Here is a 23189-nt window from a genome sequence, read left to right on the forward strand (position 1 = left end):
GTCTTAGTTCATTAAATTGATTTATACTGATTTCTTCTTTTTCATTCTAATAAGGCCAGATCACATGAAGCGGTTTATCCATCCAGGGATACTTGATCACGGAAAATGAAAATGGCGATTTCTGAATCAACAGGTCATATGCCCGTTTCTCCACGGTCAGCTCCCAATGCTCTTCTTTCTCCATAAGCAGGCCATCCCTAACCAGCCAGTTTCCTCTAAATCCATTAACCGAACTATTTCCAATGGATGGCCAATGGCTTAAAGCTGCCATAATTAGTCCTTCTATTAACTCTTGATGAGCTTTAGAAATATCGATGCTTTCCGGTACCGGTTGTGAGATGGCTACACCGCAGAGTAGCTTATTGAGTGGCAAGAAGGATTCCTCCGTATTACTTTGCCCGGTCACCACATATTGTAGATAATGTACTGCGGCCAATTGGCTTTCGGTATTACAAAAACTCCTGTCCTGAACCAGCTCCAGACGTGTTAAAAGCATAGAGATGTAACTATTGAGCAATACCAATCCTGCATTTCTAACAGGTATAGGCTCATTTATAAGGTCATTTTTCCCAATAACAGGCCCTACTTTTGGAAGTGTTTTTTTTGATCCGGAACTTTGATCAGCTGGAGCAGCTGAACGATCCTGAGCCTGGAGGGATTCGAAGGCCAGTTGTAACACAGGAGGCATCATCGTTTTTTGAACATTCATACCACTAAGAAAGTCCGTTTTAGATACCCCTCTTTTACTACATACTTCCCATATCATTTCATTCCAAATATTTTCCGCAGCAATCAGTTTCCAATTACCCGAAGTCCAGGCCCTGATCACTTTTTTAAACAACAGCAACTGCATTTCCCCAGAAGATAGCTTGGGTAATGAAACCAAACCCAATACCTGATAGAAATGCCCTAAAACCGACAACATGGGTTGAGGAGCTTGATGCTGACTGCCGATCATTTTCAATAGTTCTTCAAAGCTGAGCTGCTGATAAAGCCAAAGCAATTGAGGCTCAGTAATCAGCTCCTTTTTTACAAAATCAAGAAACTGCTCAGGTTGAAGCAGCAGCTCAGCCAACCATTCTTTTGTTTCCTGTACTTCCTTTGTCACCGTTTTTTCCTGGTTTGTCCTCCAGTTAATACCAGTACCAAGGTTGGTAACTGTATGTTTTTTGCCTGTAATTGCCTCCGGAAGGAGCAATTCAAGACTTTGTTGATAAGGTGTCGTTTTTAGTGCTTCCATAAAGGCTTTTGGTTGGAACATGAAGTAATTTTCTAATATATTTTTCAAGGTTTCAAATCGCTTTCGATCCTTGCCACCTCCTTTTACCTGCAAATGAAACAGCTCCATCAACTGATGCAGGTGTTTTTTAAACTGCAGACCAGGCATCCTCGAAATCTCCATCCTAAACACACTAACCAGCGTACGGTAAAGTGTGGTATGCCGCAATGTTTTTAAAGAGCTGGGGATTTCTGCAACCAATAACTGGTCTAATAAAACCATAGTAGAGCGCTGTTTCTTTTGAGCCAAAACAGCAACCAGCGCATGAAGAAAGGCAGTCTCATTAAAAGATTCGTTTTTATGCGCCAGCAGAAACATTAAGCCTGTATACCAAAGCTCGTTACGCTCCGAAGCCTGCTTAACGGAGCCCAGTAAACGGTTCAAAAAGAGAATACTCTCTGTTAAAATAACGGACCTGCTATCGTTAAGGGAAGTAAACACCATTTTGAGGCAATGGTCCGACAAATCGTTGATCAGCGGCAACCAAAATTCAGCACGGTTTTCAAATGCTACAAGCAGGCTCCTGAAACGTACCTGATCCTGATTCGAAAGCACAGTGACCAGGTCATTAAACCGCGCCACATTTCCGGCATTCCTTCTGAGGTTTTGATTCAGGAATAACGCTTCCAATGTCAACCAATGATCTTCCACTTTTTCCGCCGGACTGGTTTTCTTTTTTTTGTAAGCCCTATTTTCTTTAGAAAGGAGTTGCAGGGTAATGATAAAATCGGGCTGCAGACTCAAACTGCTGCTGAGTTTTGCAACAGAAAGTTCAATGAGCTCAAACAGCTGATCGTATTTCATATTGTAATGAGCAGCCATTTGAATAATACTGCTTTTCATAAACTGGATCCTGTTAAATACAGTTCCACGTTCTGTTAACAGGTAGTTCAATACCCAAAACCATACGTTTTTTTTAAAATCAGTAGTACTGCTGGCCTGTACCACCCTTTCCTTTTGCTGGATTCTAGTCAGCTCATTTGAAAACAGAATGATCTGCCCAGCCACATTGGGTTCAATGGCAGTGATAATCCTGATCATATTCGGCTCGCTGAACTGCCAGGCCATGCGCCGTCTTACCTCCAGGGCATTTAACCCGGATTCCTTTAACATAGCCAGCAGCTCTTCCTGGTTATTCTGCAATTGTACAGTCAGGATCTGATTCACAGAACCATCATTGGCCTGATAATTCCAGGGCAATAAGCCATGAAATAAGAAATACCTGATCAGCTGCACATGGGATCTTTTTTCATCCAGAATCTCTATATCGCTACCATATTGATGTGAGTAGAGCATCAGGGAAATGAGCTTTTCGTTCAATTGCTGACGGATTCTAATGGCCAGTTCCGTTTCCAGATGATCAAAGTCTATTGTCCCCAGATCCAATTCTAAAGTCTGGATCCTCCAGGTTTGTTCCGCTGGACAAAATTTATCAAAAACAGCGCTCAGCTCCTGTTGCATCTGGAAGCCAGTCCAATCGCTTAGCCGCTCTTGAAGTGCCACACCCTGGGCCTTACTATCAAATAAAGTATCCCACCTTAACCTGGAAATGAGATGGTGACTATTTTGAGGCATAACTTTCTTGATGAATTTGATGAATAACTCGAAGAAGATCAGCAGCATTAGGCAAGGTGTTTTCCCTAACTCCACTGCGCTTGGAATGGATCAGGCTGTTGTGCCATTCCGCATAAGCAATGATCAGTATTTCCAACATAGCAGGGTTCAAAAAATAGCAGCAATAAGAAACCTGTACCGCCATTGTCTCCTCCATAAACAAGGCTAGTCTTTCCATAAATGCCTCCGTTTGCAGTTGCGGAATAAATGCTGGAAAAATCAGCATCACTTGTGCAATACCCGATGGAATTTCATGCTCAGGCAATAACAGCCCCGTTTCAATGATCAGCAGACCTCTACGCTCCATGATCATCCACATCGCTAACTTTAAATCTCTGGCCCTGCTTAGTTCTTCAAAATAGTTTGCAATAAAATCACGGTATAAGGTTTTCAATCCAAAAAGCAGGCTCAGCTTCAACTCCAAAGCACAGTAATTGACAAAGTCTTCTGCCCTCAGTTCCTCCATCCGATCCACTTTCTCTGAATTAAATATAAAATCACGAGTATTGCTGCCCATAATCTGGCGCTCAAAGTCATGCGGAACATGACTAAAATAGTCGGCTATTTTTTTTGCATCGACATAGTTGTAGGCCTTTGGTCTGAAATAAGACAACAAGCCTAAATTCTGCAGATAAAGACTTTTAAAAATCAGCTGATCCTTTATGCTTTCTCCAACATAATAGGAACCCTGAAGAATGGTATTGATCAATAGCGGTGATTCCCCATGGCGTGCCAGCAAATGATCCAACATGTCATTTCTCCTGATCAGGTTGCTCTGATCCTCGACCATGATGTCCATTAATCCCTTTATATAGGCATTATATGGATCCTGTTTATAGGCCATCCAACTCTGGTATTCCTGTTCTTTTTCGCTTTCAGCACTGCTGCTGAAATTGTAAATATCATTGTCTTTGAGTAAAGGTCTGATGTGTGGAACTGAATATAGCGACTGATAAAAATAGGTAGCTGTAAATGCAAGATAGGGAACCGGATATTCGGATGGTGTTTGTTCCAGCCGACTGATATCATCATAAAAAAGCGCCTGGTCGGAAGGTGTTCCTGTAATGGCGTTTTTAAAAGAAAACAAGGTCCCCAGATTCGCCAACTGCGCAAATTGATTCGCCAGAACCTGATCAAATAAGGTCAAATAGCCCTTCAGCTGCCTCGATTGTGCGATTTGAAAATCGGTAGCGCAATCTACCCTCGTGTCTTCTCCTACAGCAAAGATCTCCGGGAAGGTATTTTGAATAGAATAATAGGAATTGATATCCCTGAATTTCCCTTTCGGCAGACTTGTACGGACATTTGCTGCTGCTCCAAAGATCAGTCCTGGGTCCATAGTCTTTTGTCGGCTGACAGAAAGCGAGCGTAAATGACTCGCTGTGTTCAGCTTTTTCTCTTTGCAATAAATGTCCAGGCCAGCCCCTAATGAGGCTAGCCAATCGATCCGCAGCAATTGAGTACTGCTCGTTTGAATCTCTTGTAACAAGGGATGTTGATCAAACAATAAATTGCGTACTTCAATTACCCCAGGAACGCTCAGGATCAGTTGTTGCAATCTGATCAGTTGCAACTGGTCTTTCTTTTCCCCTAATGCGGCAGTAGGAATCCAGCCATGCTGTAATAATGGCCCATTAAAAATCTCATCTGCTGGCATGCCCTCAAGCGTCAGCGTATCATAACCCAAAGGCTCAACCATTGGAAATATAGCCTGTTGAACCTGCTGTTGCAATGCGATCAATATCCTGTTGAGCTGTGTTTCATCATTGATTTCTATTCTACCTGCAATAGTATACAAATCATCCTCCAGACAAAGCGGGAGCATAAAGCGCTCTCCCAGATTCCTCCATTTGTTCAGGTAAACATAGGCAGCCTTGCAAAGCAATAGCCGCTCTTCTGCAGTCAGCGAAGGATAAGGCTGTAGATAAACCTGATAGGTACCGTTTCCACTACCAAGCGGACATGCCAGGGCAAGAATCACTGCATTAGCTACCCCAGACAAGCCATCAATAAGACATTTCCGATAATCATCTATGGTGACAGGTGTAGTCGTTAAGATTTCTTCCGGTAAATAGAACTGATCTTTCAGTATTAAATCTCCTTTTGGCCCCGTCAAAATATCGGCGACAGGAAAATCAGTACAATAACCGAGTTCTGTCAGCGCATAACAAACCTGCTCCAGAATCGTTACCCCCGGATCAACGTTATTCAGATTGCTCCATTCCTGTCCGCTATGCATCTGGATATAAGCAAGTCCCATCTCCTTCAATGCCCGGTAATCCTGGTTGACTGGCAAGGGATGATCAATAATCACATGATTTATACTCATATCGCAGCAGGATTAAGGCTGATCTGATGGATCATATTAGAAATAAACAAGGCTGATTTTATCAAGGGCTTAACTACAGATATAGCTTCCAGGTTTTCCGGAATTTCAGTACAATCCGAACGGTAGATCCAGCTTTTAAAACACAGCCTTTCTACCGCCTCCACTCCTTCTATCGTTTTGATAAAAGCAGCGACTTGCACATCGCTAATGTCCTGATAGATGGCAACCTGTAGCCCAGGATCTTTAATCCATGGAGAGAGATAAATATTCAATGCCTGCATCAGCCGCTGCTGAACAGCGGAAAATTCATAACCTGGCAGAATCCTGATGGTCGCATAAACAACTACTTTCTGAAATTCAGGATTCATTACCCGAAGCAATGAAAAAGCGGAAGTTCTTTTTTGTAAATACAACTTCATTTGTGCTTCCTCATCAACACTAACCATTGGAATAAAGGCATGTGCTACCGTCCAGTGATCTACAGTCTTTACGACATATACATTGGTCGTCTTTTGAAGCGGATCGACAATGACTACCGCATCAAAAACGACCTCAAATCCCTGTTTAATCAACACCACATAATCTGTTGCACTGACCGCACGGTCCTTTGTTTTCAAGCGCTGACTAACCCTCCTGTTCATCGTCCTCACATCTTCTGCTGCCCTTTTTCCAAAAGAAGGAAAAGGTTGTAGAATGCTGCTGATTTTCGAAAAAGGCATTTTTGTCCGGGTAATTGTCCCCGCAGGAATATTGGGCTGAGCAGCCAGATCAGGATCGGTAGTAGTACGTTGTACGCTGATCCCGTTGGTACTTAATAAAACCGTGGCGGCCACATGGGAAATGTCGTTGGCAACAATGGCGATCCAATAGCAGCCTTTAGGCATCAACGAACTTTCTAAACTGATGTCTGCAGGAATGTTTAAACTGACAATACCTGATGAGCTCAGGTTATTCGTGCCATCAGACAATACAACCAGCGCTGCCCAACCTTCAGTTCCTAAATAATAGTACTCCACCTGAGGCAGTTTAACATCTCCGCTGACATAGGTTCTGGCCAGCTCAAAATAAATATTAAAGCTGGTCGCAGGGATCAAATTATCTATGGCCAAATATAAAAAGCCATCATAATTAAAGGAGGCATACAAAGGGATACCTGATGCATCACTGATTGTACTTCCAGAATCGCCAATGGTATCCTTTTGTACAGGAAGCTCATTCAAATTATCATAGACCAAATAATTTGTAAAAGGGGTATATAAAAACGCCTGTACAGGGTACGAGTCGATGGTAGCCACAAGCCCTGATTCCGCGTTAAACACATACTGAACTGAAGCGACATAGCTTGCAGTAAAGCTTTTTAATTTCGGCGTGAAAGGCAATTGTGCCTGCTCAAAAAAGGGCTGGTCTTCATTATTGTAGAGGATCTGCGAATTACATAAAGTAACTGCCGATACCACATTGGGATAAATTGTAGTTCCAAAACCATAGTCAGGCCCAGTCAGCTCCATCTTTAGGAAGCCCCCGGTACTGGTCTCCGTAAATTTCATGGACTGGTTTTGCAAGGAAGGATCGCATGCACTAAGCGGAATGGCAGTGGAGCTATAAGGACTCAGGCTACTCAGTCCATCGCCATCCGGACTAAAAAGCAAATTTGAATCAAATACAACTGGCTCCCAGTTCTTTTCATCCAACACCTGAAAGTCGACCACAAAACAAGTATTATTATAAGGTTCATCCACTGTTTCTGTCGCCGGCAGCTCTGTATTCTTTTTACTAAAAATATTCTTCAACCAACAGGAATCCGGTGTTTTTGTAACGGTAAGCCCTTTGTTCAGGTATAAATTATAAGCCTGGTAATAGATGGAGAAATCTGGGGGCTGTGGCAGCGTAGCCCAACTCAACTCGATATTTAAAGATTCCACAGGTTTACTAAAGATCTCATTACTGCCCAGAATGAAATTACTCCCTTTCTCAGGCGTTGGCCCGAATGGTGGATAGCTTACTTTACTGCTCAATGCACCGTAATCATTATACAATTGAAAGGTTTCCATATCGGTAACATCGACCTCAATTTTCATGGCCTGTAATACCGGAACGGCCACCTTTGCCTCAGTAACCTGATTAAAAACCAGTTTAAACATCGGCCAGGAACTGTCAATACCATCCGGATGCTCCAGAAACCGTTCAATTGCCGGATCTGTACTTTTTAACGCAATCGTGATGTTGATACTAAGCGGATCCGTTGTATTTTCAAATGTAAGCGCAGCAGTTACCTCCAACCAATCAGTTGTTGTACTCAGGTAACACTGTGCGCCCTGTAACATGTTCAAATCTACGCTGCCGGTATAATTCAGGAAGATTTTAATATTCCTGGTTCCCTCTCTCAGTAACAGCATTGGCGAAGCAAATGCAATACCTAGTGCCTGTTGAGCGGCAGGATCAGGTTCATGGCTACCCAAGGTATTCCAACTCAACACCTTCCCTTCTTCATCTTTTTGTAGCACACCAGGATTACTGATGCTTAACAATTGAAGAATGGAAAGCTCATTTGAGGCCGGAACTCTCGACAAAGTATAGGCCATAGGGATGGCTGCCGGATTCAGTACCACCTCTTCAGTACTTTCAAATAGAATAGGATGCCGTTCTGAATCTAGTCCAGCATCAAAAAGCGTAGCCAGAGGCAAACTAACAAACGCATCTTTGGCGGTCAAAGTAGCCACCAAATAAGCGCGATCTGCTACTGCCTTACGTTCTGTCTGCATTAAAACATCCCTGTAATAAAAACGAAGATGATGGTCTGCAATCCCATTTAACTGAGCTTGCTGAACCTTTAGCAGATGAATAAAGCTGCGCAATAAAGTGGTATCAGGAAAGCTGCTTTTCAACTTAAGCAACCTGCTGTACTCTATTTTGGCCTGTGTAATAATTACTTTTAAAAAATTAAACAATGCCTCAGCCACATGGCTTAATGCCTTAAAAATATCATTAATGGTATTGTCTTTAAGAGCGCTTAAACCCAGGAGTTCCCAATAGTGACCGTTATATGCGCCTTCCCTCCAGATCCTTGCCTCGTAACCGGAGAATTTTTCAAGCAAAACAGGGTCAACAGGAGCCAGACCAACGATCAGCCCAGACCTGAACAGCTCCTGCCGCAAAGAAAAGATGGCTTGTAGCTCATTGCCAAAAGTAGTCCGGATTTGCGTCGCTACATAGGTTTTAAGTGGGTAGTTGACTTTCGAATTCGCCATATAATGGTACCACTGTTTGATCTTAAGAAAGCTGTTGATCAGCTGATCAAAAAGTTGGTTAAAAGAGTGTGCCAAATCCTCATTGCCCCTACCTAGTCCTAAAAGCTGTTCCAGTTTATGGCAGGTATTCAAATACAGTGCATACATTTTTGCATAGTTGGCTCCGGAAATCGCCGCCATCAAAAAAACAGGATCCTTTAATAAAAAGGGCTCCCAGGTACCATTCAGCGAATTATCCTGGTCGTAGAAATTAATCAACGTGGCAAACTCCGTCAAAAACCGAAGCCAGTCTTCCTCCGTTCTCCCATCAATCAGCGCAGGGCCTGGTGTGAGCGATTCATAAACGGAATTTAATAGCCTATGCTGATTGACGAACTTCATATGCTCAAATTAAATTAGTTCCCTCATTGATATAAAAAGGGAAAACATAGTTGTGCCTGGTATTGGTTAGGTTGTAGAAATAACTCAGTAAGATTTCTACAACCCCACCTCTTACATCTCTAAACTGTACATCTACAGCTGTTACGGTAATTCGGGGTTCATTATACATCAAGGCATAAGTCACCGCTTCGGCGATCTCCCCCTTTAAGGTTTCATCCATTTTTTTGAAAAGAAACTGCTGTAAGCCTCCTCCAAAACCTCCCTCCATACAGCGTTCTCCATTCCTGGTCTGCAGAATAATATCGATCGATTCATTGATATTTTCTTCGTAAGCACTGAGGTTCAATTGATGGTTTCCGACAGAAAAGGTGACCGGAAAGGCCCATCCTGATCCAAGAAAATGATGATCTGCTTTACTTATTTCTTTTTCCATATTTCTTTTGATGATTAACCACCTATCTGGACATTTAATGCGCCAACCATAATGACCCCTCCATGGGCAGTTGAATCCCCCATTCTTGCTGCCGGCATTCCGCCAATCAGCACCGTTGCAGAGCCCTTTACAATACTATCCGGAGGGCCTACACACATGAGCATGTCACCTACTGTTGCGGCAGGAAGACCGACAATTAATACGGTCGGTTGGCCAGGCCCTATAACTGGTCCTCCAACATGTGGTATAGGCACTGGCCCTGGATTTACCATAGGGCAAACATGAAAATCAGTTAATCTTGCTGCTGGAGGCATATCGCTGTTCTTTTAAATTAGTTAATCATAATCATTGCACTTTTCAGGCTCAGCTCCATCCCGCTCTTAATCTGAACAGTCATCGATCCCTCCGCAGAAAATTGACTTTCCGCTTCCTGTTTAATATTGATTCCAGTCAGCGCCACATCTCCGGCAGAAGCCTGAATCACTACGCCTTGTGTACCACTAAGCGTAATTTTCTGATCTGCATGGATATTGATATTCTGGGGACTCTTCATGCTAATCCCCGAAGAAGACATTTCAATACTGTTCGAATGCTCGTCTTTAATCGTAATTTTTTTATCCTTATCACTAAAGATCATGGTGTTTTTATCTGGCGTTGCGATGGTCAGCACCTTGTTCTCATCATCAAATTCAATACTGAGCTTTGACCTGGAGACAATCGCTTTGATCGAATTTTTTTCATTCGGGCTCAGCCCTTGATCAGGTTGTATCTTTGTATTGCTGTACATACTGCCCAGGATGACTGGACTGCGTGGGTCTTCATTTAAAAACCCGAGTACCACTTCATCCCCCACCTCCGGCAGGAAAAATGCACCTGCACCACTGGTAGAATAAAAATTGGCAAGTCTTGCCCAAATCCCCTCACCAGCCTGGTCAAACATGGGTACATCCACCAAAATTCTGAACTGCGAATCCGGATCACCATACATCTTTTTAACCGTTCCATTGAATAAACCGCGTACCCCGGGCAACATCCCTGAAGCAGGAGGAGCCATCAGATCAGGTTCTTCAATGAACCAAATTGGCGAAAGCCCTACAGACACCTCAGTAATCCAGTTTCCATCAGACAAGTCCTGACTCACACCAGAAATCAGGTAATTGCCATTAAACCGGCCTCCCAATCCACTAAGGGTAATATATTTACCAGGATCAACCAAATTATTGCCCTGGAATTTAGCTTCTCCCTGTATCTTTGCATATTCAGTTTTGAGCATTTGTGCCTTTGCCCAATTGGAAAGCTCATCTGTTTCAACAGGCGCTGTGGTCTGTAAATCGTATTCCTTCAAACCGACCACCTCCGACAATGTCTTCGAAGAAATATTTCCCGGACCGGCATAATCATTTGGAGCTGTAGCACTCGCTACCGCCTGGTTTTTATAATCCCAGGAGCTGGCTTTCACACTTTCCAATTGAGTTACCGCATTCATATCGGCCCTAAACTCCATCAGTCCGCTGCCATATCCTATGCTCATTACCGGATCAGCATTCGCCCCAGGCTCGAACACAGCAACCTTCCCGTTGAGGGTAGTCACAATCAGTCCGTTCATTTCTGAAAGCGAAAGGATAAAATCCCAATCGGTGACATAAAACTGCACTTGTTCCGGCCATACCGTAGTGGTCCCCGTTACTTCTGAAGACAATCCGCTATAACTATTGATGATGGAAGTGATGACATCACTATCCTTTTTTTGCGCAAAAGTCAGACTCTTTCTTCCCACAATCATTTTAATCGCCTCATCCCTGCACTCTACTTCTAAAGCAGAGCCGATAATATTGTCGATGTGAATGGATTGTCTGGTAATGATCCCTTTAAAAATCACCGTTTCGTCCGAATCATAACCTGCTTCAATACTGATCAGGTTACCCGGCACAAAAATATCCGAAGAACTGGCCTCAAATGTGCCTGTATTCGGCTCCCCATCCAGGATTATGATCTTTGCCGAGGAGATGCGGTTTACTCTTTTCTCTATATGAACAGAAAGTATACTTACTTCATCGGGAACGGTATTCCCGTCTACTTTTATGGTATAAGTGGCCAGACCGCCACTAGGGATATTTGTGGATGATGATGCCATTATGCTGTGGGGATAATAGGTGGAAAAATCAGTTTCTCCACCCCTTTCAGGTTCCTGAACTTATTGAGGTCATTGTAACGTGCAACCTGGATATAATATGCTTCGTTATTCCAGACCTTCTCGCACAATTCCGGTAGACTAACCCCTTCTACTACTGTCACGAGGTGACTGATATCCGGGGATTCATCCTGGTCCTGTATATTTACGGTTTGAGGAGCAATATACTGCCCGAATCCCAGCGAGATCTTTGCCCTTAAAGGACTTCCATCGGGCCTGAACAAAGTATAGGAGATGTCAAAAGAAGTCAGCACACCATTAAAAACCAAATCCTTACCCCATTGCACCTTTACAAAATTAGGCCGATGGATGGTTCCGTTATAGGTGAAGATGATGTTCTCTAAAGTGCTGATTTCTGTGGCCATATTGATCCGCTTAGGATCTACAATTCCGGTACAATCAATCACGATATCAAAGTTCAACTTATCACTTGGCGTACTTTTATAACGCTGTGAAGGAGAACTGGAATCCGGTGCCTGTTGCTGGTTGTAGTCGATGCTCCGCTGCCATTTAATCGACTCTGGATTGAGCATCATCAGGTACGGAGCTCCGGGAAAACGTTTGGTAAACTGTTCATTTGTATAACCGGTAATCTTCATTGGTTCCAGGCTGCCCATATCTTCCTATTTATCGTTTATAACTCGTTTTTTTAGTCCGTTCGGCAATAAATCTTTTGCATTCTTCCATTACCTGTTTCTTCAGTTGCTGGAGTTCTTCTTCTTTAATTCCAGATCCATAATTCCGGTCGCCAACGGATATTTCCGTTTTGATAATGAGTTCTCTGATTTCAACAGCCATAAGGATTAGTCATATAAATTAGAAATATTAGTACTTTCTGAGATCTCGAAATAAGTATAAGCCAACTCCATAGACTCAATGACGATGGTGTTCTCCTGTGATTTTAAATCCGATACCGAATATTTGATGGGATAAGCCTTATGAAAAGTCCACATCACCAAAACATCACCACTGGCATCCAAAAGACTCACCGAAATATCATTCGTCTGAATGGCCGGCCCAAGTCCACCATCCATACAGGTGATACACCAATCCACAAGTGCGGAGCCTCCTGGCACCAGCGCTCTTTTGAGTACCAGATTCTGACTGGTGGAGGTGTTGGGGAGCTTGTATTTAAACCGGTTCTCCCCACCACATACCACTTCTTCAATACCCAATTCTTTAGAAATTCCAGATACCTCCTGAAAGGCGGCATCCTCCCCTTTTAAAGACAGCATAAAATAAAATCCTAGTGGATAATTATTACTGGCCATTCGTAATGGTTAATTGTTCATGCGCAATTTCGAGGGTGTCAATGGCGACCTCATTTCCTTCAGATTTCAAATCAGTACTGCTGATTTTTGTAGGCCAGGCATTGTCCAATTGCCATTGCATGGTGACATTACCACTTTCATCCAGCAATTTGATTAGTACCGTTCTTCTTTTGATCAGGTTCATTTTAATCTCTGCATGCCAGTCCCAAAAGACATTGTCGTTCACGAAAATGCCTCGTTTCATGGTCACATTACCATATTTCACCAAGCCTGGCATTTTCTCCGGAGAGAAAAGCGGACTATTGCTTTTACGGTATTCAATCACCTGATTTTCGACATCCATTCCAGATACTTCCTGAAATCCTACGCCTTTTAATTCTGTTCCAAGGTCCACTTCAAATCGAAATTTGGGCATGGGCCATGTTGCGCCTTGTGCGCTTCCATCATCTGCCATAATATTGTGTTTTAAAAATTATAATGAATAAATCTGTTAACTTGAAACTGGCATTTCCTGTTGGAAAGTAAGCACGATAAACTCCGCCGGACGAACCACTGCAACTTTTACGGTAACATTCATAAAGCCATTCAGGATATCATCAGAGGTCATGGTTGTCCCCAAACCACATTGTACAGAAAAGGCGTCTGCAGCAGAAGCACCCTGAAGCCCTCCTTCTTTCCATATGGTATTCAGAAAACTGCTGATCATTGCCTTCACTGCTTCCCAGGTGTTCTTTACATTGGGTTGAAAAACATAAGACTGTGCCGCTAGTTTACAAGATTGCTCAAGCATAATCATCGTTCTCCTCACCGAAATATACCTCCAGTCCTGGCTGTTACCATCCAATGTTCTTGCGCCCCATACCAGGATACCAATGCCATTAAAAAACCGGATCGCATTAATAGATTTACCAGAAACAGGATCTACGTTGAGGTTTCCCTGCTGACTTTCGGATAAATTGATCGGTAAGGACACCGCGCCAACAATAGAAGTGTTCGCAGGAGCCTGCCATACGCCTTCCTGATTGTCAACGGTGGTCATCACACCCGCCATACCAGCACTTGCCGGAAGAATATTGGCTTCTGCCAACACATTTTTCAGGATACTTGCATAAACGGCACTCGCATTGATCAATGAATTATTGTATTGTGTGACCGTTAAAGGCACACCTCCCGGAGGATTTTCAATATTATGGAGGATGGTAGCCGCTGTTGGATTCGGATTAGAAGGTGGATTAAGCAATGGATCTAAAAAGTCTACGTCACCACCAAAAAGATTGGTATAATTGATATCCGTACTTTCCATAATTGTGGTTCCTATAAAAGGATAATAAGCCGTTCCATAATCCAGTCCCTGCTGACCAGTAGATTCCCTGAAAGCATCAATGTCATCAGAATAAGTTAAAGGATTCGGATTCCGGCCACCAATCAGATCAAACACACAGATCGCCGTTTGCATAGTCTGACTTTGCAACAACATGGTGGTCATCAATGTCGAATTCTCCGCAGGAGAAAGTAAGGTCGCTTCCGGGCAGATGTACATGGTAGGTTCCTGTTCATTCAACAACAAGGCAAGACCATCTGTCAGCTGTTTCAACACCACATTGGGATTAATGATCTGCTCTCCAACGCCCATTGCCTGCGCAGATGCCGGCCCATAGGTCCCTACCGAAACAATGTAAGCCTCTCCTCCTCCATTTTGATAAAACAGTTCAATACTGTTGTACATGTAATATATGGTATTGGGATCCGGCAAAATGGAATAGTAAGCACCATTGATGATCATGTAACTGTTGTCCGCAGGCTTGGCTTTCTGCTGCACCAGGTAATATTCCGGGCTGTATTGAATGGCCGGACTCGCTGGTGGCGCAGGATTTGGATAACAATAAATTGACTGGAATTCGGCAAAAGAAGTGATTCTATGTGCCACATTCGTATACGATTTCCCATTGTATTCCGCCTGGGGAGTATACCCTATAAATGCCGGAACAGCGGTAGCTACAGAGACTACGCTATTGGGAAAGGCATTTTGTTCGTTGATGTAAACACCGGGTGACTTAATGTTTGATTCAATCATGACTTATTTTTTAGCTTTTATTGGTTTATAAATAAACATACATTGGTGAAGAAAGGTGTTCGTTCGTTTTATCCATTACCTGTCCTATCCATTCAGGGATCGGTGTTGGAAGCCCTTTGATAATGATCTGTGGCGCTAAGGCCGTACCATCGGCAGAAAGCGGAAGGTTCATTAAATCAAATCTATATAGAGCGGCCTCGCTTAATGGAATGAAATTATTTCCTGAGGAGAATAACAATGCGGCCTCTCCGGCAGCAGTCTGTACCTGCTCAGGCCCATCAAAATCAATGTTTTGTTTTCCTGAAATACTCAGTCCATCGAAGGAAACTGAACTTCTGTTGATCACAAAATATTGCCATTGCGTAGCCCTTGCCTGATATTTTATCTCAAAATTGGCAAATCCAGTTTGCTCGCTGAACTTCAATATATCGGCAAAACGAAGCGTTACTTTCCCCATGCACAATGTCCCTGCATTTCCAGACAATTCCTGATTCAGATTTACCTGTTGATCGTGTACCGTGCTATTGTTACTGTCGTATAAGAGCTGACCAACCCAGTTGGGCGGTAGTTCAGTAAAAAAGTTAAAGTCAGGGTTATTGCTTCTAATCTGAAAACAAAAAGAATCCTGTCCCGTAGCGTTTTCTATATAGCTCAACAGCGCTTCTGTGGATTGCCCCCCCTTCACATAGAAGCCAATCCCATTAATCTGCTTTCTGATGAGGAAACGAAATCTTTTCATCAGCTGCTCGGTTGCAGGTTCCGCATTAAACTCCAAACAGCGACAAATGTCCTTTTGGAAATAAGAGTGGAACACGTCCAACTGAAAGAGGCGCTGATACTTTTCTATCATTGTGTGACCTGATTATCCATTGTTGAAATGGCGCCGACATATCCTTCAGACTCAAAGCCCTGAATGGTTAATAGCCTCATTTTGTAAATCACAGATGGCTGATATTTAGCCCCCATTGCCGACCAAAGATTATTCATCTGCTGGTAACTGAGTTTTTCAATATCAAAGTCTAATTTCTCAAGTCCCGCTGGGAAAGAGGAGGAAGAATTCGGGGATAAGGAGTTGTTGAGCTGGAAAAAGAGGATCACTGCATTCAGGAATTTCAGCGTTTCACTGTAATCATCGAAATTAGCACTGAGCAAAATATCCAGATTGAACCTTTCCGCAGGGTTGACATTCACAAAACTCCCATTGCTTAGCGCATGGTTTCTAATATGGTAAGCTTTAGTTGTCTCCTTTTCTATATTAATAAGGGAAATGATCACTTTATTCTGGTTGGCCATTGGGACCTGTCCACTACTGTCGATCAGCTTGTTCATGATCACTTTAGTTTCATCCAAAGCAAAGCGATTTCTTAGAAACTGATCCAGTGTATCACTCGTAAATTGCAATGCCTTGTTTATCATATCTAAAACTTTTGCCTGAATATTTCAGCTCAGTTGAGGCGTTAATCTCCCTTTCGAGCATTATTCTAAAATTAGGCAGAAGCATTTTAAAAGAAGCAGTTGCAACATATACTATTCATGTACATCAAGCATGGACTGGAAGCAATGGCGTAGACAAATCGTAGACTTATACCAGCGCTAATTTATGCTGATCTACCGTTCTAAGATAAGTGAGAAGATCCTGCTCCCTACTCAAAGACATTTTCTTTTTAAGCCTATACTTATGTGTTCTCACACTTTCCTGGTTAATTCCCAATAGGTTTCTGATGTCGTCATTGCTCATGTTCATTTTAAGGTAACAGCAATACTTAAGGTCTGTGGAAGTTAATGAAGGATAATTACTGGTCAGTTGTAGTAAAAAGCCCGGATTGATCTGTTCAAAATATAGTTTAAAATCATCCCAGAGCTTATGATCATTTGCTGATATTTTAATGGAGTTGACAATAGATATGAGTTCTGTCCTTGTCCGGTCATCTACATTCGGATAAAGCTCTCCGATTCGTTCTTTTACTTTTAATAATACCTCGACCTTCTGATCTAGTTCCATCACATACCTGCTCAAATTTCTGGTATCGTCTGTCCCCGCAGCGGCGATGGCAGCATCTGCCAATCCCATCACTTTCTGTGGAGCTGGCTGTTCTTTGCTCATCAGCAAAATTGAACTTACTCTTGAACTGAGGTATGAGGCCTGATGAAGGTTTTCCAACTGGCAGGTAAAGACGCTGTTGTTTTGATGCCAGGCCAGGCGTTCATTTTCAAATCTATTGCTAAGACATAAGATCGGAATTAGCGGAAGTACCGTTAAAGGTCTTAACTCATCGAGTACATGTTGATTATTACGAAAACACAGAATGATCAGATCCGGTTCCAGAGATTGGAGTATCCCCTTTAAGCCAGTAGCCATGGTCGCTGAAATGATATGATAAGAAAAGGCTGCTGTTTCCTTCAATTTATCCAGCAACACCAAAAAACTTTTGGCATCATCATATGCTACAACTATCACCTTCTGTGTTAACATGTATGTATAAATTAGGTATCGATTATGATTAAAAGCGGCAGTTATTAAGCATTAAAACTTTAATTCTTTCCACCTTCATAATTTCAATCTCTAAGAGCTAAAGAGCTAATTCAACTACATTACAACTATTGGTTATAATCAAATATCTATAAAGAAACAGTAGAGGAAGTGCGTATTATTACCTATATTTTTAAACAGGTATTTCTACCTGACCTATCATGATTGCCATTAATTTTAAGGCATAAGTATCCATGCCGGCAGGTTTCTTCATTTTCTACTGCCAGGTCAATCTTTAAAAAAGATCGAATTTTAAATAGATTAATTGTTCAATTCTGCTTAGCTAAGCAGATGAAAAATACCTTTAGCCTTTAATTTCAATACGATTCAATAATGGCGATCCCGCCTGGAAAGCATTGATATTATCAAAAGTTACTTTGGCAATTTCAGTCATCGCTTCTTGAGTCAGAAATCCCTGATGCCCTGTGATCAATACATTTGGAAAAGAAATCAGTTGACTAAGTTGTTCATCCTGTATGATCAGTTCGGAACAATCATGAAAAAAGAAGTCAGATTCCTGTTCATATACATCCAGTCCCAATGAGCCGATAACACCCGATTTTAAAGCGGCAATAACCGCCTTGGTATCAATTAATCCACCCCTGCTGGTATTGATGAGCATCGCACCAGGTTTGATCACTTTAAGGCAATGTTCGTTGATCAAATATTGTGTATCGACGGTAAGCGGACAATGTAATGAAATGACATCAGCATCTTTCAGCGTGTCGTCAAGAGATCCATATTCCACCCCTAATTCCTTCATTTCCACAGATGGGAAAGGATCATGAGCTTTAATATGGCAACCAAAACCCTTCAATATCCTACAAAAGGCTTGTCCAATATTACCAGTACCAATCACGGCTACCTTTCGCTGATACAGATTTATCCCCATTAACTTTTCCAAAGAAAAATTACCTTCTCTAACGCGGTTATATGCTTTATGTGTTTTACGATTGAGGGTTAAAATCAAAGCCATGGCATGCTCAGCAACAGCCTCTGGAGAATAGGCCGGAACACGTAAAACCGGAATCTGTAATTGTGTTGCATATTGGACATCAACATTGTTAAATCCAGCACAACGCAGCACCACTAACTTAAGTCCGGATTGCTGTAATTTATCCAGCACCTGTTTGTTCAGGATATCATTAACGAATATGCAAATCGCCTCACATCCAGCAGCTAAAACCGCAGAATCTTCGGAAAGGGAAACTTTAAAAAAAATGATTTGATGGCCGGTATTGTGCTGGCTTAAAAAATCTTCATCGTATTGGCTAGTGCTAAAAACTGCAATTTTCATAAATCTGAATTGGTTATAATGATCTCAAGGCATTTTTAATGCCATGTTGGATAAGATAGCCAATATTTCAAGATTTCGGAACATTGATCCTTACCTGAAAGATTTAACACGCACATTGAATTCTCTCACCAGATGAGCCAGCTTTAGTTCCTTCCGTTGCATAACCATCAAACTTCCACCATTCTATTCCGCCAATCAGTTCTTTGACCTTAAACCCAAGTTTTGACATATTTAAAGCCCCTTTTGTAGAGGCATTACATCCGATTCCGTCGCAGTAAGTGACATATACAAAAGCTTTATCCAGGTGTTTTGTACTTTCCTCGGTCATTTCACGATGAGGAATATTGATTGCGGTAGGGATATGTTCAGCTTCAAAGCCAAAAGCTTTCCTGGCATCCAGAGCAATCACGCTTTCCCCATTATTTAAGGCATCAAATAAATCTGAAGGATCCATTTCGTAGGCCAATTTATTTTCATAAAACTTAATCTGTTCATCCATATTTAGATTATTTAATCAGGTTGATACTCAATTGCTCTGTCCCACTATTCTTTCCCTGAGCGCTTCTATTCCTTTATAAACTTCGAATTCTTCCAGGCCTCAAGAAGTAACTCAGTTTTTTTCTTATCAATACCTATTATGCTAACAGTAAATTCCTTTTTATCAAAAAGTCGATTAAACATGATAAAATCCATAACCATGTTGTTTGGAAAATTAATCACCATCTTAAACTTATTGAATTTTAAACCATCAATTGTTTGCTCTGAACTTAAAGAATCTAATTTAGCACCTGGCATTTGATTTTTAAAAGTATCGAATAAGATTTGATTTATCTTTTTACATGATTCCAGATAATCTCCGTCCTTTGAAACATCGTAAGGCTGCCAGTTAGACTCAAAATAGTTGAATTTATCTGCTCTAAAGGCAAATATGACTTTGGTTTTATTTTCCACTTCTCCACCATAAGTCTTTTCAATTGCCTCTTTACCTTTATTTTGCATTTTGGCCCATTCTACCGCATTAACATTTTCAAAGCCCTCCGGAATTGTAATTTTCCAATTGAACTCCTTATTGAAGATTTCTTTTTTAGGCGCTATCTGTCCATTACAACTCTGGCTGATTAATGCCGAGCATATTAGTATATAATTGATTATTCTCATGCTTTTCTTTTAAAAGGAAAGTATTATTTCTTAATGCAACAAAAAGCCATAAAACTAGTTAAAATATCAAAATATTCTGGCATAAATCCCTATTTCCTTGCTAAAAAGCAAGGTTATCAACCTATTTCTCTTCGAAATTTAGGAGGGTTTACCTGGCAGATGTTTCAGTTTCTCTTTTAACGCATGATATTCTGTGGACAGCTGCCTGAAAGACTTCGATTGGAGAATCCCAGAATCATAGCTATTTCTTTTTTTCTCATAATCTGCGGCAACCTGATCAAAACGGGCTTTAACTGCCTTGTACTTCTCTTTTTCGAACTTTTCGCCATCAGTTTCTGCTTGCCCATTCAGGTTTCCCACATAAAAACTATCAGATATTAGTTTTTCATTAGCAGACTTGAAGCAAACATAAACTTCCATTTGCTCATCTATCATCCTTTCTTCGTGAATCGGGATAAAACAGCTGCCATCACTCCTTCTGGCTGCATTCAAAAAAGTACTTGCCCTTGTACTTGTTGGATGACGAACGGCCAGCATCAGGATGTCATCATTATCGCCATTTCGAAGCACATTGGTATCCCAGCTCAAATTTATACCATCTTCCCCTTTACTTACCTTCATATCAGCCGCCATTTCCAGGCTTCCGTAGCTAAGGACTACTTTGCTATAATCAACTTTAATATTTGGGTATTCGCCGGTTAAAGCCTGTTTTTTATTATAAGAGGTCGCAAGATTATATGCATTTCTGACGGTTCCTTCTGCTTCCAGCTTAAAACTAACATTGATAAAGTCTGCCAATGCAGTCACCAAATCCATCGTTACTGACATCCCCTGGCGGTTAGCCAATTGTTTTAAACTAGGCTTTCCAGCTCTGCCAATAAGTCGGCATACCGGTTGTCCATTTAACATATAAAAAACTACATTACCTATTTTCCCCGAAGGGTGCCCATAAGGTCCTATGGTACATTTTGCCATAACTGAGAGGTTAATTCGTCTGAATTGACTTATACCAAGATACTATTAAACAAGTACATAGTCAATATCTTATTTATATCTTATCTGTATTTTATGGTAACAATTTAGTTGATTTACAGACGGTTACCACAATGTTGATAAGGCAATTTAACGAAGAAGGGCCCTAGCAACCTACTGCCAGAATACTATTAAAATACACATAATAATAGTGGACATAGGGCAAGTATCAGGACGCTAAAGGAATTAGGTCTGAATCAAAAAGCCCTGTTATTCATCAACAATGAACAACAGGGCTTCTAAAACACAAAAAAACAAAAGGTTTTAATAGGCTTCTGATTTACAGAAAACAAAGCATTGGCTTCATAATTAGTTAAGCATTCAAACCACCATCAATTGTAAGCGCAGCTCCGGTAATAAACTTTCCTTCTTCGCTGGCTAGAAATGCAACCAGGCCGGCAATATCATCGCCAGTTCCGTAATCGGCCAGTGCCATCCTCCCTCTCAGAAAATCAGCCAAATCTGTATCTGAAGGATTCATATCAGTATTGATCGGTCCAGGTTGTACCAGATTCACCGTAATCCCTTTAGCCCCCAGATCTCTGGCCAATCCCCGGGTAAAACCTGTCAAAGCCGATTTACTCATGGTGTATAAAGTGGTTTGAGGACTCAGCGCATTTTCCGCCATATTACTGCCTATGGTAATGATCCTTCCATTTCTGGGCATATGAGCTGCTACTGCAAGAGCAGCTACAAATACCGCACGAACATTTACTCCCATAATTTCATCGTAATCTTCCAGCGTATGCGATTCAAATTCTTTACCGATATAAATCCCCGCATTATTGACCAGGATATCAATAGGGCCAAGTTGCTCTATGGTTTTCTGTATCGCAGCAGTTAAGGCTTTCGGATCAATACTGTCTGCCTCAACAGCTTCGGCATAACCTCCATTTGCATTAATTTCTGTAGCTACAGCTTCCGCTTTTTCCCTGGATTTAGAATAGGTTAAAATAACTTTTGCGCCTTCTGCGGCAAGTCTTCTGCTAATTGCTGCACCCATTCCACGGCCACCGCCAGTGATAAATACGATCTTGTTTTCAAAACGTTTCATAATTTTTCTGATTAATTTCTATTCAAAAGTACCTGCTAATCCCTATTTTTGAGGGTAAACACTAAATTGTCAGGTACTAACAAAAAGGTAAGAAATGAGAAAGGAATCCTCTACGAACGCTATTAATGAAAAACAGATCAACGACAGTTGCGGTATGGCCTACTCTTTATCCATATTGGGAGGCCGATGGAAGCCTGCAATACTTTGCAGACTCATGCACCAAACGATGCGTTACAGTGATTTGAAAAATGGAATAGAGCAAATTTCTGAAAGGATGTTGGTTTCTCAATTGCGCGAGCTGGAAGCAGATCAGGTAGTGAAGCGAACCGTATATCCTGTGGTTCCTCCAAGGGTCGAATATGAACTAACCGAGCTTGGGCTAAGTATGAAGCCGATGCTAAAGGCAATGTCGGACTGGGGCAATATGCACCGCAGCAAAGTGAATCCGGATGCCGATGCGGTGGTCTGCGAATTGTAAGGAGATCATTCTTTGCAATTATTTTACTGGTATTAGAAAAATCGTTATAGATTTGTAGGTAACACCAATCTATTAATTTCTATAACGCTTTATGAAAAACACCTTTCCCTTCCGAAAAACCTCAGGTTCAATATTAGTATTGTTTGCGATTTTTCTTTTCAGTTCCTGCAAGAAAAATAACCCTGCGAATTTAGAGGTAATTCCTACAGCGCCTGCTACTTATTCACTTTTAAGAATTGACTATTACCTGGAACCGGGGGATAAGGTATACACAACAACCCATAAGTTAAAATCTTACGAACTAAGAAACACTTTAAACATCCAGACTCAACACAGCTATTTCGAAGATTTTCAGGAGCTAAATAGAAAATCTCTTTTTAGTTTAAAGGATGTTAATGGAGATTTAGCTAAAGTAATGGGTTTATCCAAGCTTACACTTGAAACCCCCACAATAGTAAATATTAGCACTCTTTATACCATTTATACCCAGAATGAAGGATGGACAATGAGTACAAATCTTCAGGAAAAACCTTTTAATTACCTAGAACCTAAAAATCAGGTGCTGAGAGTTCCAGCAAAATCCTCCATCACGGTTGATCGTTCCATTCAGGAGTATTCGGCCATCGTTACTTTTAGAGCCACTATTAAAAATGATAAAACAGGTGAAACACATGCGGTTAAAGGCAAATGGAATGGTACATTGAGCTTTTCAAATTACGACGTTACTTTGAGTCAGAAATCATTAAAATAGAAACATAAATAACTTTACTAATTGACATTCTAACCTCGCTCTAATCTTCTACTTATCCCTTTCACATCA

21 protein-coding genes are annotated in these 23189 nt (G+C 41.5%); 2 read left to right on the top strand and 19 right to left on the bottom strand.

The features are described from left to right. Positions 1-46: 46 nt before the first annotated feature. The 19 genes from R2S10_RS04760 to R2S10_RS04850 form a co-directional block, all read right to left on the bottom strand. Complete coding sequence (locus R2S10_RS04760) at positions 47-2902, bottom strand: contractile injection system tape measure protein (RefSeq protein ID WP_316839298.1); 2856 nt, start codon at positions 2900-2902, stop codon at positions 47-49. Then, a complete protein-coding gene (locus tag R2S10_RS04765; RefSeq protein ID WP_316839299.1) occupies positions 2841-5222 on the bottom strand; it encodes a hypothetical protein in 2382 nt (793 codons plus the stop codon). Before R2S10_RS04765 ends, R2S10_RS04760 begins: the two co-directional genes overlap by 62 nt. Further along, on the bottom strand, positions 5219-8851 hold the full coding sequence (locus R2S10_RS04770) for a hypothetical protein (RefSeq protein ID WP_316839300.1): 3633 nt from the start codon (positions 8849-8851) through the stop codon (positions 5219-5221). Before R2S10_RS04770 ends, R2S10_RS04765 begins: the two co-directional genes overlap by 4 nt. Positions 8852-8855: 4 nt before the next feature. Beyond that, a complete protein-coding gene (locus tag R2S10_RS04775; protein ID WP_316839301.1) occupies positions 8856-9284 on the bottom strand; it encodes a GPW/gp25 family protein in 429 nt (142 codons plus the stop codon). Positions 9285-9298: 14 nt separating this feature from the next. Then, the gene (locus R2S10_RS04780; RefSeq protein WP_316839302.1) at positions 9299-9598 is read right to left on the bottom strand and encodes a PAAR domain-containing protein; all 300 of its coding nucleotides are present in this window, start codon (positions 9596-9598) and stop codon (positions 9299-9301) included. 17 nt (positions 9599-9615) lie between these two features. Continuing rightward, positions 9616-11418 (bottom strand): type VI secretion system tip protein VgrG, encoded by a 1803-nt coding sequence (vgrG, locus tag R2S10_RS04785; protein ID WP_316839303.1) that lies wholly within the window; start codon positions 11416-11418, stop codon positions 9616-9618. After that, positions 11418-12092 (bottom strand): hypothetical protein, encoded by a 675-nt coding sequence (locus tag R2S10_RS04790; RefSeq protein ID WP_316839304.1) that lies wholly within the window; start codon positions 12090-12092, stop codon positions 11418-11420. Before R2S10_RS04790 ends, vgrG begins: the two co-directional genes overlap by 1 nt. Before the next feature lie 10 nt (positions 12093-12102). Then, the gene (locus R2S10_RS04795; protein ID WP_316839305.1) at positions 12103-12273 is read right to left on the bottom strand and encodes a DUF5908 family protein; all 171 of its coding nucleotides are present in this window, start codon (positions 12271-12273) and stop codon (positions 12103-12105) included. 5 nt (positions 12274-12278) lie between these two features. Next, positions 12279-12746 carry a phage tail protein gene (locus R2S10_RS04800; RefSeq protein WP_316839306.1) on the bottom strand — a complete coding sequence of 156 codons (468 nt, stop codon included), beginning with the start codon at positions 12744-12746 and terminating at the stop codon, positions 12279-12281. Continuing rightward, on the bottom strand, positions 12736-13200 hold the full coding sequence (locus tag R2S10_RS04805) for a phage tail protein (protein ID WP_316821910.1): 465 nt from the start codon (positions 13198-13200) through the stop codon (positions 12736-12738). The genes R2S10_RS04800 and R2S10_RS04805 overlap by 11 nt, the downstream gene beginning before the upstream one ends. Positions 13201-13236: 36 nt before the next feature. Continuing rightward, positions 13237-14820: a phage tail sheath family protein gene (locus tag R2S10_RS04810; protein ID WP_316839307.1), complete on the bottom strand. Its 1584-nt coding sequence runs from the start codon at positions 14818-14820 to the stop codon at positions 13237-13239. Between the two features lie 25 nt (positions 14821-14845). Then, a complete protein-coding gene (locus R2S10_RS04815; protein WP_316839308.1) occupies positions 14846-15670 on the bottom strand; it encodes a hypothetical protein in 825 nt (274 codons plus the stop codon). Further along, a complete protein-coding gene (locus R2S10_RS04820) occupies positions 15667-16236 on the bottom strand; it encodes a DUF4255 domain-containing protein (protein WP_316839309.1) in 570 nt (189 codons plus the stop codon). The genes R2S10_RS04815 and R2S10_RS04820 overlap by 4 nt, the downstream gene beginning before the upstream one ends. Positions 16237-16402: 166 nt before the next feature. Continuing rightward, on the bottom strand, positions 16403-17293 hold the full coding sequence (locus tag R2S10_RS04825) for a hypothetical protein (RefSeq protein ID WP_316839310.1): 891 nt from the start codon (positions 17291-17293) through the stop codon (positions 16403-16405). 361 nt (positions 17294-17654) lie between these two features. Next, positions 17655-18647 (bottom strand): 2-hydroxyacid dehydrogenase, encoded by a 993-nt coding sequence (locus tag R2S10_RS04830; RefSeq protein ID WP_316839311.1) that lies wholly within the window; start codon positions 18645-18647, stop codon positions 17655-17657. A 103-nt stretch (positions 18648-18750) separates the two neighbouring features. Continuing rightward, positions 18751-19146, bottom strand: coding sequence for a rhodanese-like domain-containing protein (locus tag R2S10_RS04835; protein WP_316839312.1), 396 nt, complete (start codon positions 19144-19146; stop codon positions 18751-18753). A gap of 65 nt (positions 19147-19211) precedes the next feature. Further along, positions 19212-19805: a hypothetical protein gene (locus R2S10_RS04840; RefSeq protein WP_316839313.1), complete on the bottom strand. Its 594-nt coding sequence runs from the start codon at positions 19803-19805 to the stop codon at positions 19212-19214. A 138-nt stretch (positions 19806-19943) separates the two neighbouring features. Continuing rightward, the gene (locus R2S10_RS04845) at positions 19944-20780 is read right to left on the bottom strand and encodes a DUF6266 family protein (RefSeq protein WP_316839314.1); all 837 of its coding nucleotides are present in this window, start codon (positions 20778-20780) and stop codon (positions 19944-19946) included. Between the two features lie 370 nt (positions 20781-21150). Beyond that, positions 21151-21891, bottom strand: a complete 741-nt coding sequence (locus R2S10_RS04850; RefSeq protein ID WP_316839315.1) for an SDR family NAD(P)-dependent oxidoreductase — start codon at positions 21889-21891, stop codon at positions 21151-21153. 94 nt (positions 21892-21985) lie between these two features. Here R2S10_RS04850 and R2S10_RS04855 point away from each other — a divergent pair, with 94 nt between their 5' ends. Further along, the gene (locus tag R2S10_RS04855; protein WP_316839316.1) at positions 21986-22369 is read left to right on the top strand and encodes a helix-turn-helix domain-containing protein; all 384 of its coding nucleotides are present in this window, start codon (positions 21986-21988) and stop codon (positions 22367-22369) included. Between the two features lie 91 nt (positions 22370-22460). After that, the gene (locus R2S10_RS04860; protein WP_316839317.1) at positions 22461-23120 is read left to right on the top strand and encodes a hypothetical protein; all 660 of its coding nucleotides are present in this window, start codon (positions 22461-22463) and stop codon (positions 23118-23120) included. Positions 23121-23189: the final 69 nt, after the last annotated feature.

It is taken from the genome of Pedobacter gandavensis, assembly GCF_032678745.1.
In the GTDB taxonomy this organism is placed as follows: Bacteria; Bacteroidota; Bacteroidia; order Sphingobacteriales; family Sphingobacteriaceae; genus Pedobacter; species Pedobacter gandavensis_C.

Coding starts and splice junctions, on each gene's coding strand:
- R2S10_RS04760 (WP_316839298.1), bottom strand. CDS start 2,902: ATGCTGCTGATCTTCTTCGAGTTATTCATCAAATTCATCAAGAAAGTT.
- R2S10_RS04765 (WP_316839299.1), bottom strand. CDS start 5,222: ATGAGTATAAATCATGTGATTATTGATCATCCCTTGCCAGTCAACCAG.
- R2S10_RS04770 (WP_316839300.1), bottom strand. CDS start 8,851: ATGAAGTTCGTCAATCAGCATAGGCTATTAAATTCCGTTTATGAATCG.
- R2S10_RS04775 (WP_316839301.1), bottom strand. CDS start 9,284: ATGGAAAAAGAAATAAGTAAAGCAGATCATCATTTTCTTGGATCAGGA.
- R2S10_RS04780 (WP_316839302.1), bottom strand. CDS start 9,598: ATGCCTCCAGCAGCAAGATTAACTGATTTTCATGTTTGCCCTATGGTA.
- vgrG (WP_316839303.1), bottom strand. CDS start 11,418: ATGGCATCATCATCCACAAATATCCCTAGTGGCGGTCTGGCCACTTAT.
- R2S10_RS04790 (WP_316839304.1), bottom strand. CDS start 12,092: ATGGGCAGCCTGGAACCAATGAAGATTACCGGTTATACAAATGAACAG.
- R2S10_RS04795 (WP_316839305.1), bottom strand. CDS start 12,273: ATGGCTGTTGAAATCAGAGAACTCATTATCAAAACGGAAATATCCGTT.
- R2S10_RS04800 (WP_316839306.1), bottom strand. CDS start 12,746: ATGGCCAGTAATAATTATCCACTAGGATTTTATTTTATGCTGTCTTTA.
- R2S10_RS04805 (WP_316821910.1), bottom strand. CDS start 13,200: ATGGCAGATGATGGAAGCGCACAAGGCGCAACATGGCCCATGCCCAAA.
- R2S10_RS04810 (WP_316839307.1), bottom strand. CDS start 14,820: ATGATTGAATCAAACATTAAGTCACCCGGTGTTTACATCAACGAACAA.
- R2S10_RS04815 (WP_316839308.1), bottom strand. CDS start 15,670: ATGATAGAAAAGTATCAGCGCCTCTTTCAGTTGGACGTGTTCCACTCT.
- R2S10_RS04820 (WP_316839309.1), bottom strand. CDS start 16,236: ATGATAAACAAGGCATTGCAATTTACGAGTGATACACTGGATCAGTTT.
- R2S10_RS04825 (WP_316839310.1), bottom strand. CDS start 17,293: ATGTTAACACAGAAGGTGATAGTTGTAGCATATGATGATGCCAAAAGT.
- R2S10_RS04830 (WP_316839311.1), bottom strand. CDS start 18,647: ATGAAAATTGCAGTTTTTAGCACTAGCCAATACGATGAAGATTTTTTA.
- R2S10_RS04835 (WP_316839312.1), bottom strand. CDS start 19,146: ATGGATGAACAGATTAAGTTTTATGAAAATAAATTGGCCTACGAAATG.
- R2S10_RS04840 (WP_316839313.1), bottom strand. CDS start 19,805: ATGAGAATAATCAATTATATACTAATATGCTCGGCATTAATCAGCCAG.
- R2S10_RS04845 (WP_316839314.1), bottom strand. CDS start 20,780: ATGGCAAAATGTACCATAGGACCTTATGGGCACCCTTCGGGGAAAATA.
- R2S10_RS04850 (WP_316839315.1), bottom strand. CDS start 21,891: ATGAAACGTTTTGAAAACAAGATCGTATTTATCACTGGCGGTGGCCGT.
- R2S10_RS04855 (WP_316839316.1), top strand. CDS start 21,986: ATGAGAAAGGAATCCTCTACGAACGCTATTAATGAAAAACAGATCAAC.
- R2S10_RS04860 (WP_316839317.1), top strand. CDS start 22,461: ATGAAAAACACCTTTCCCTTCCGAAAAACCTCAGGTTCAATATTAGTA.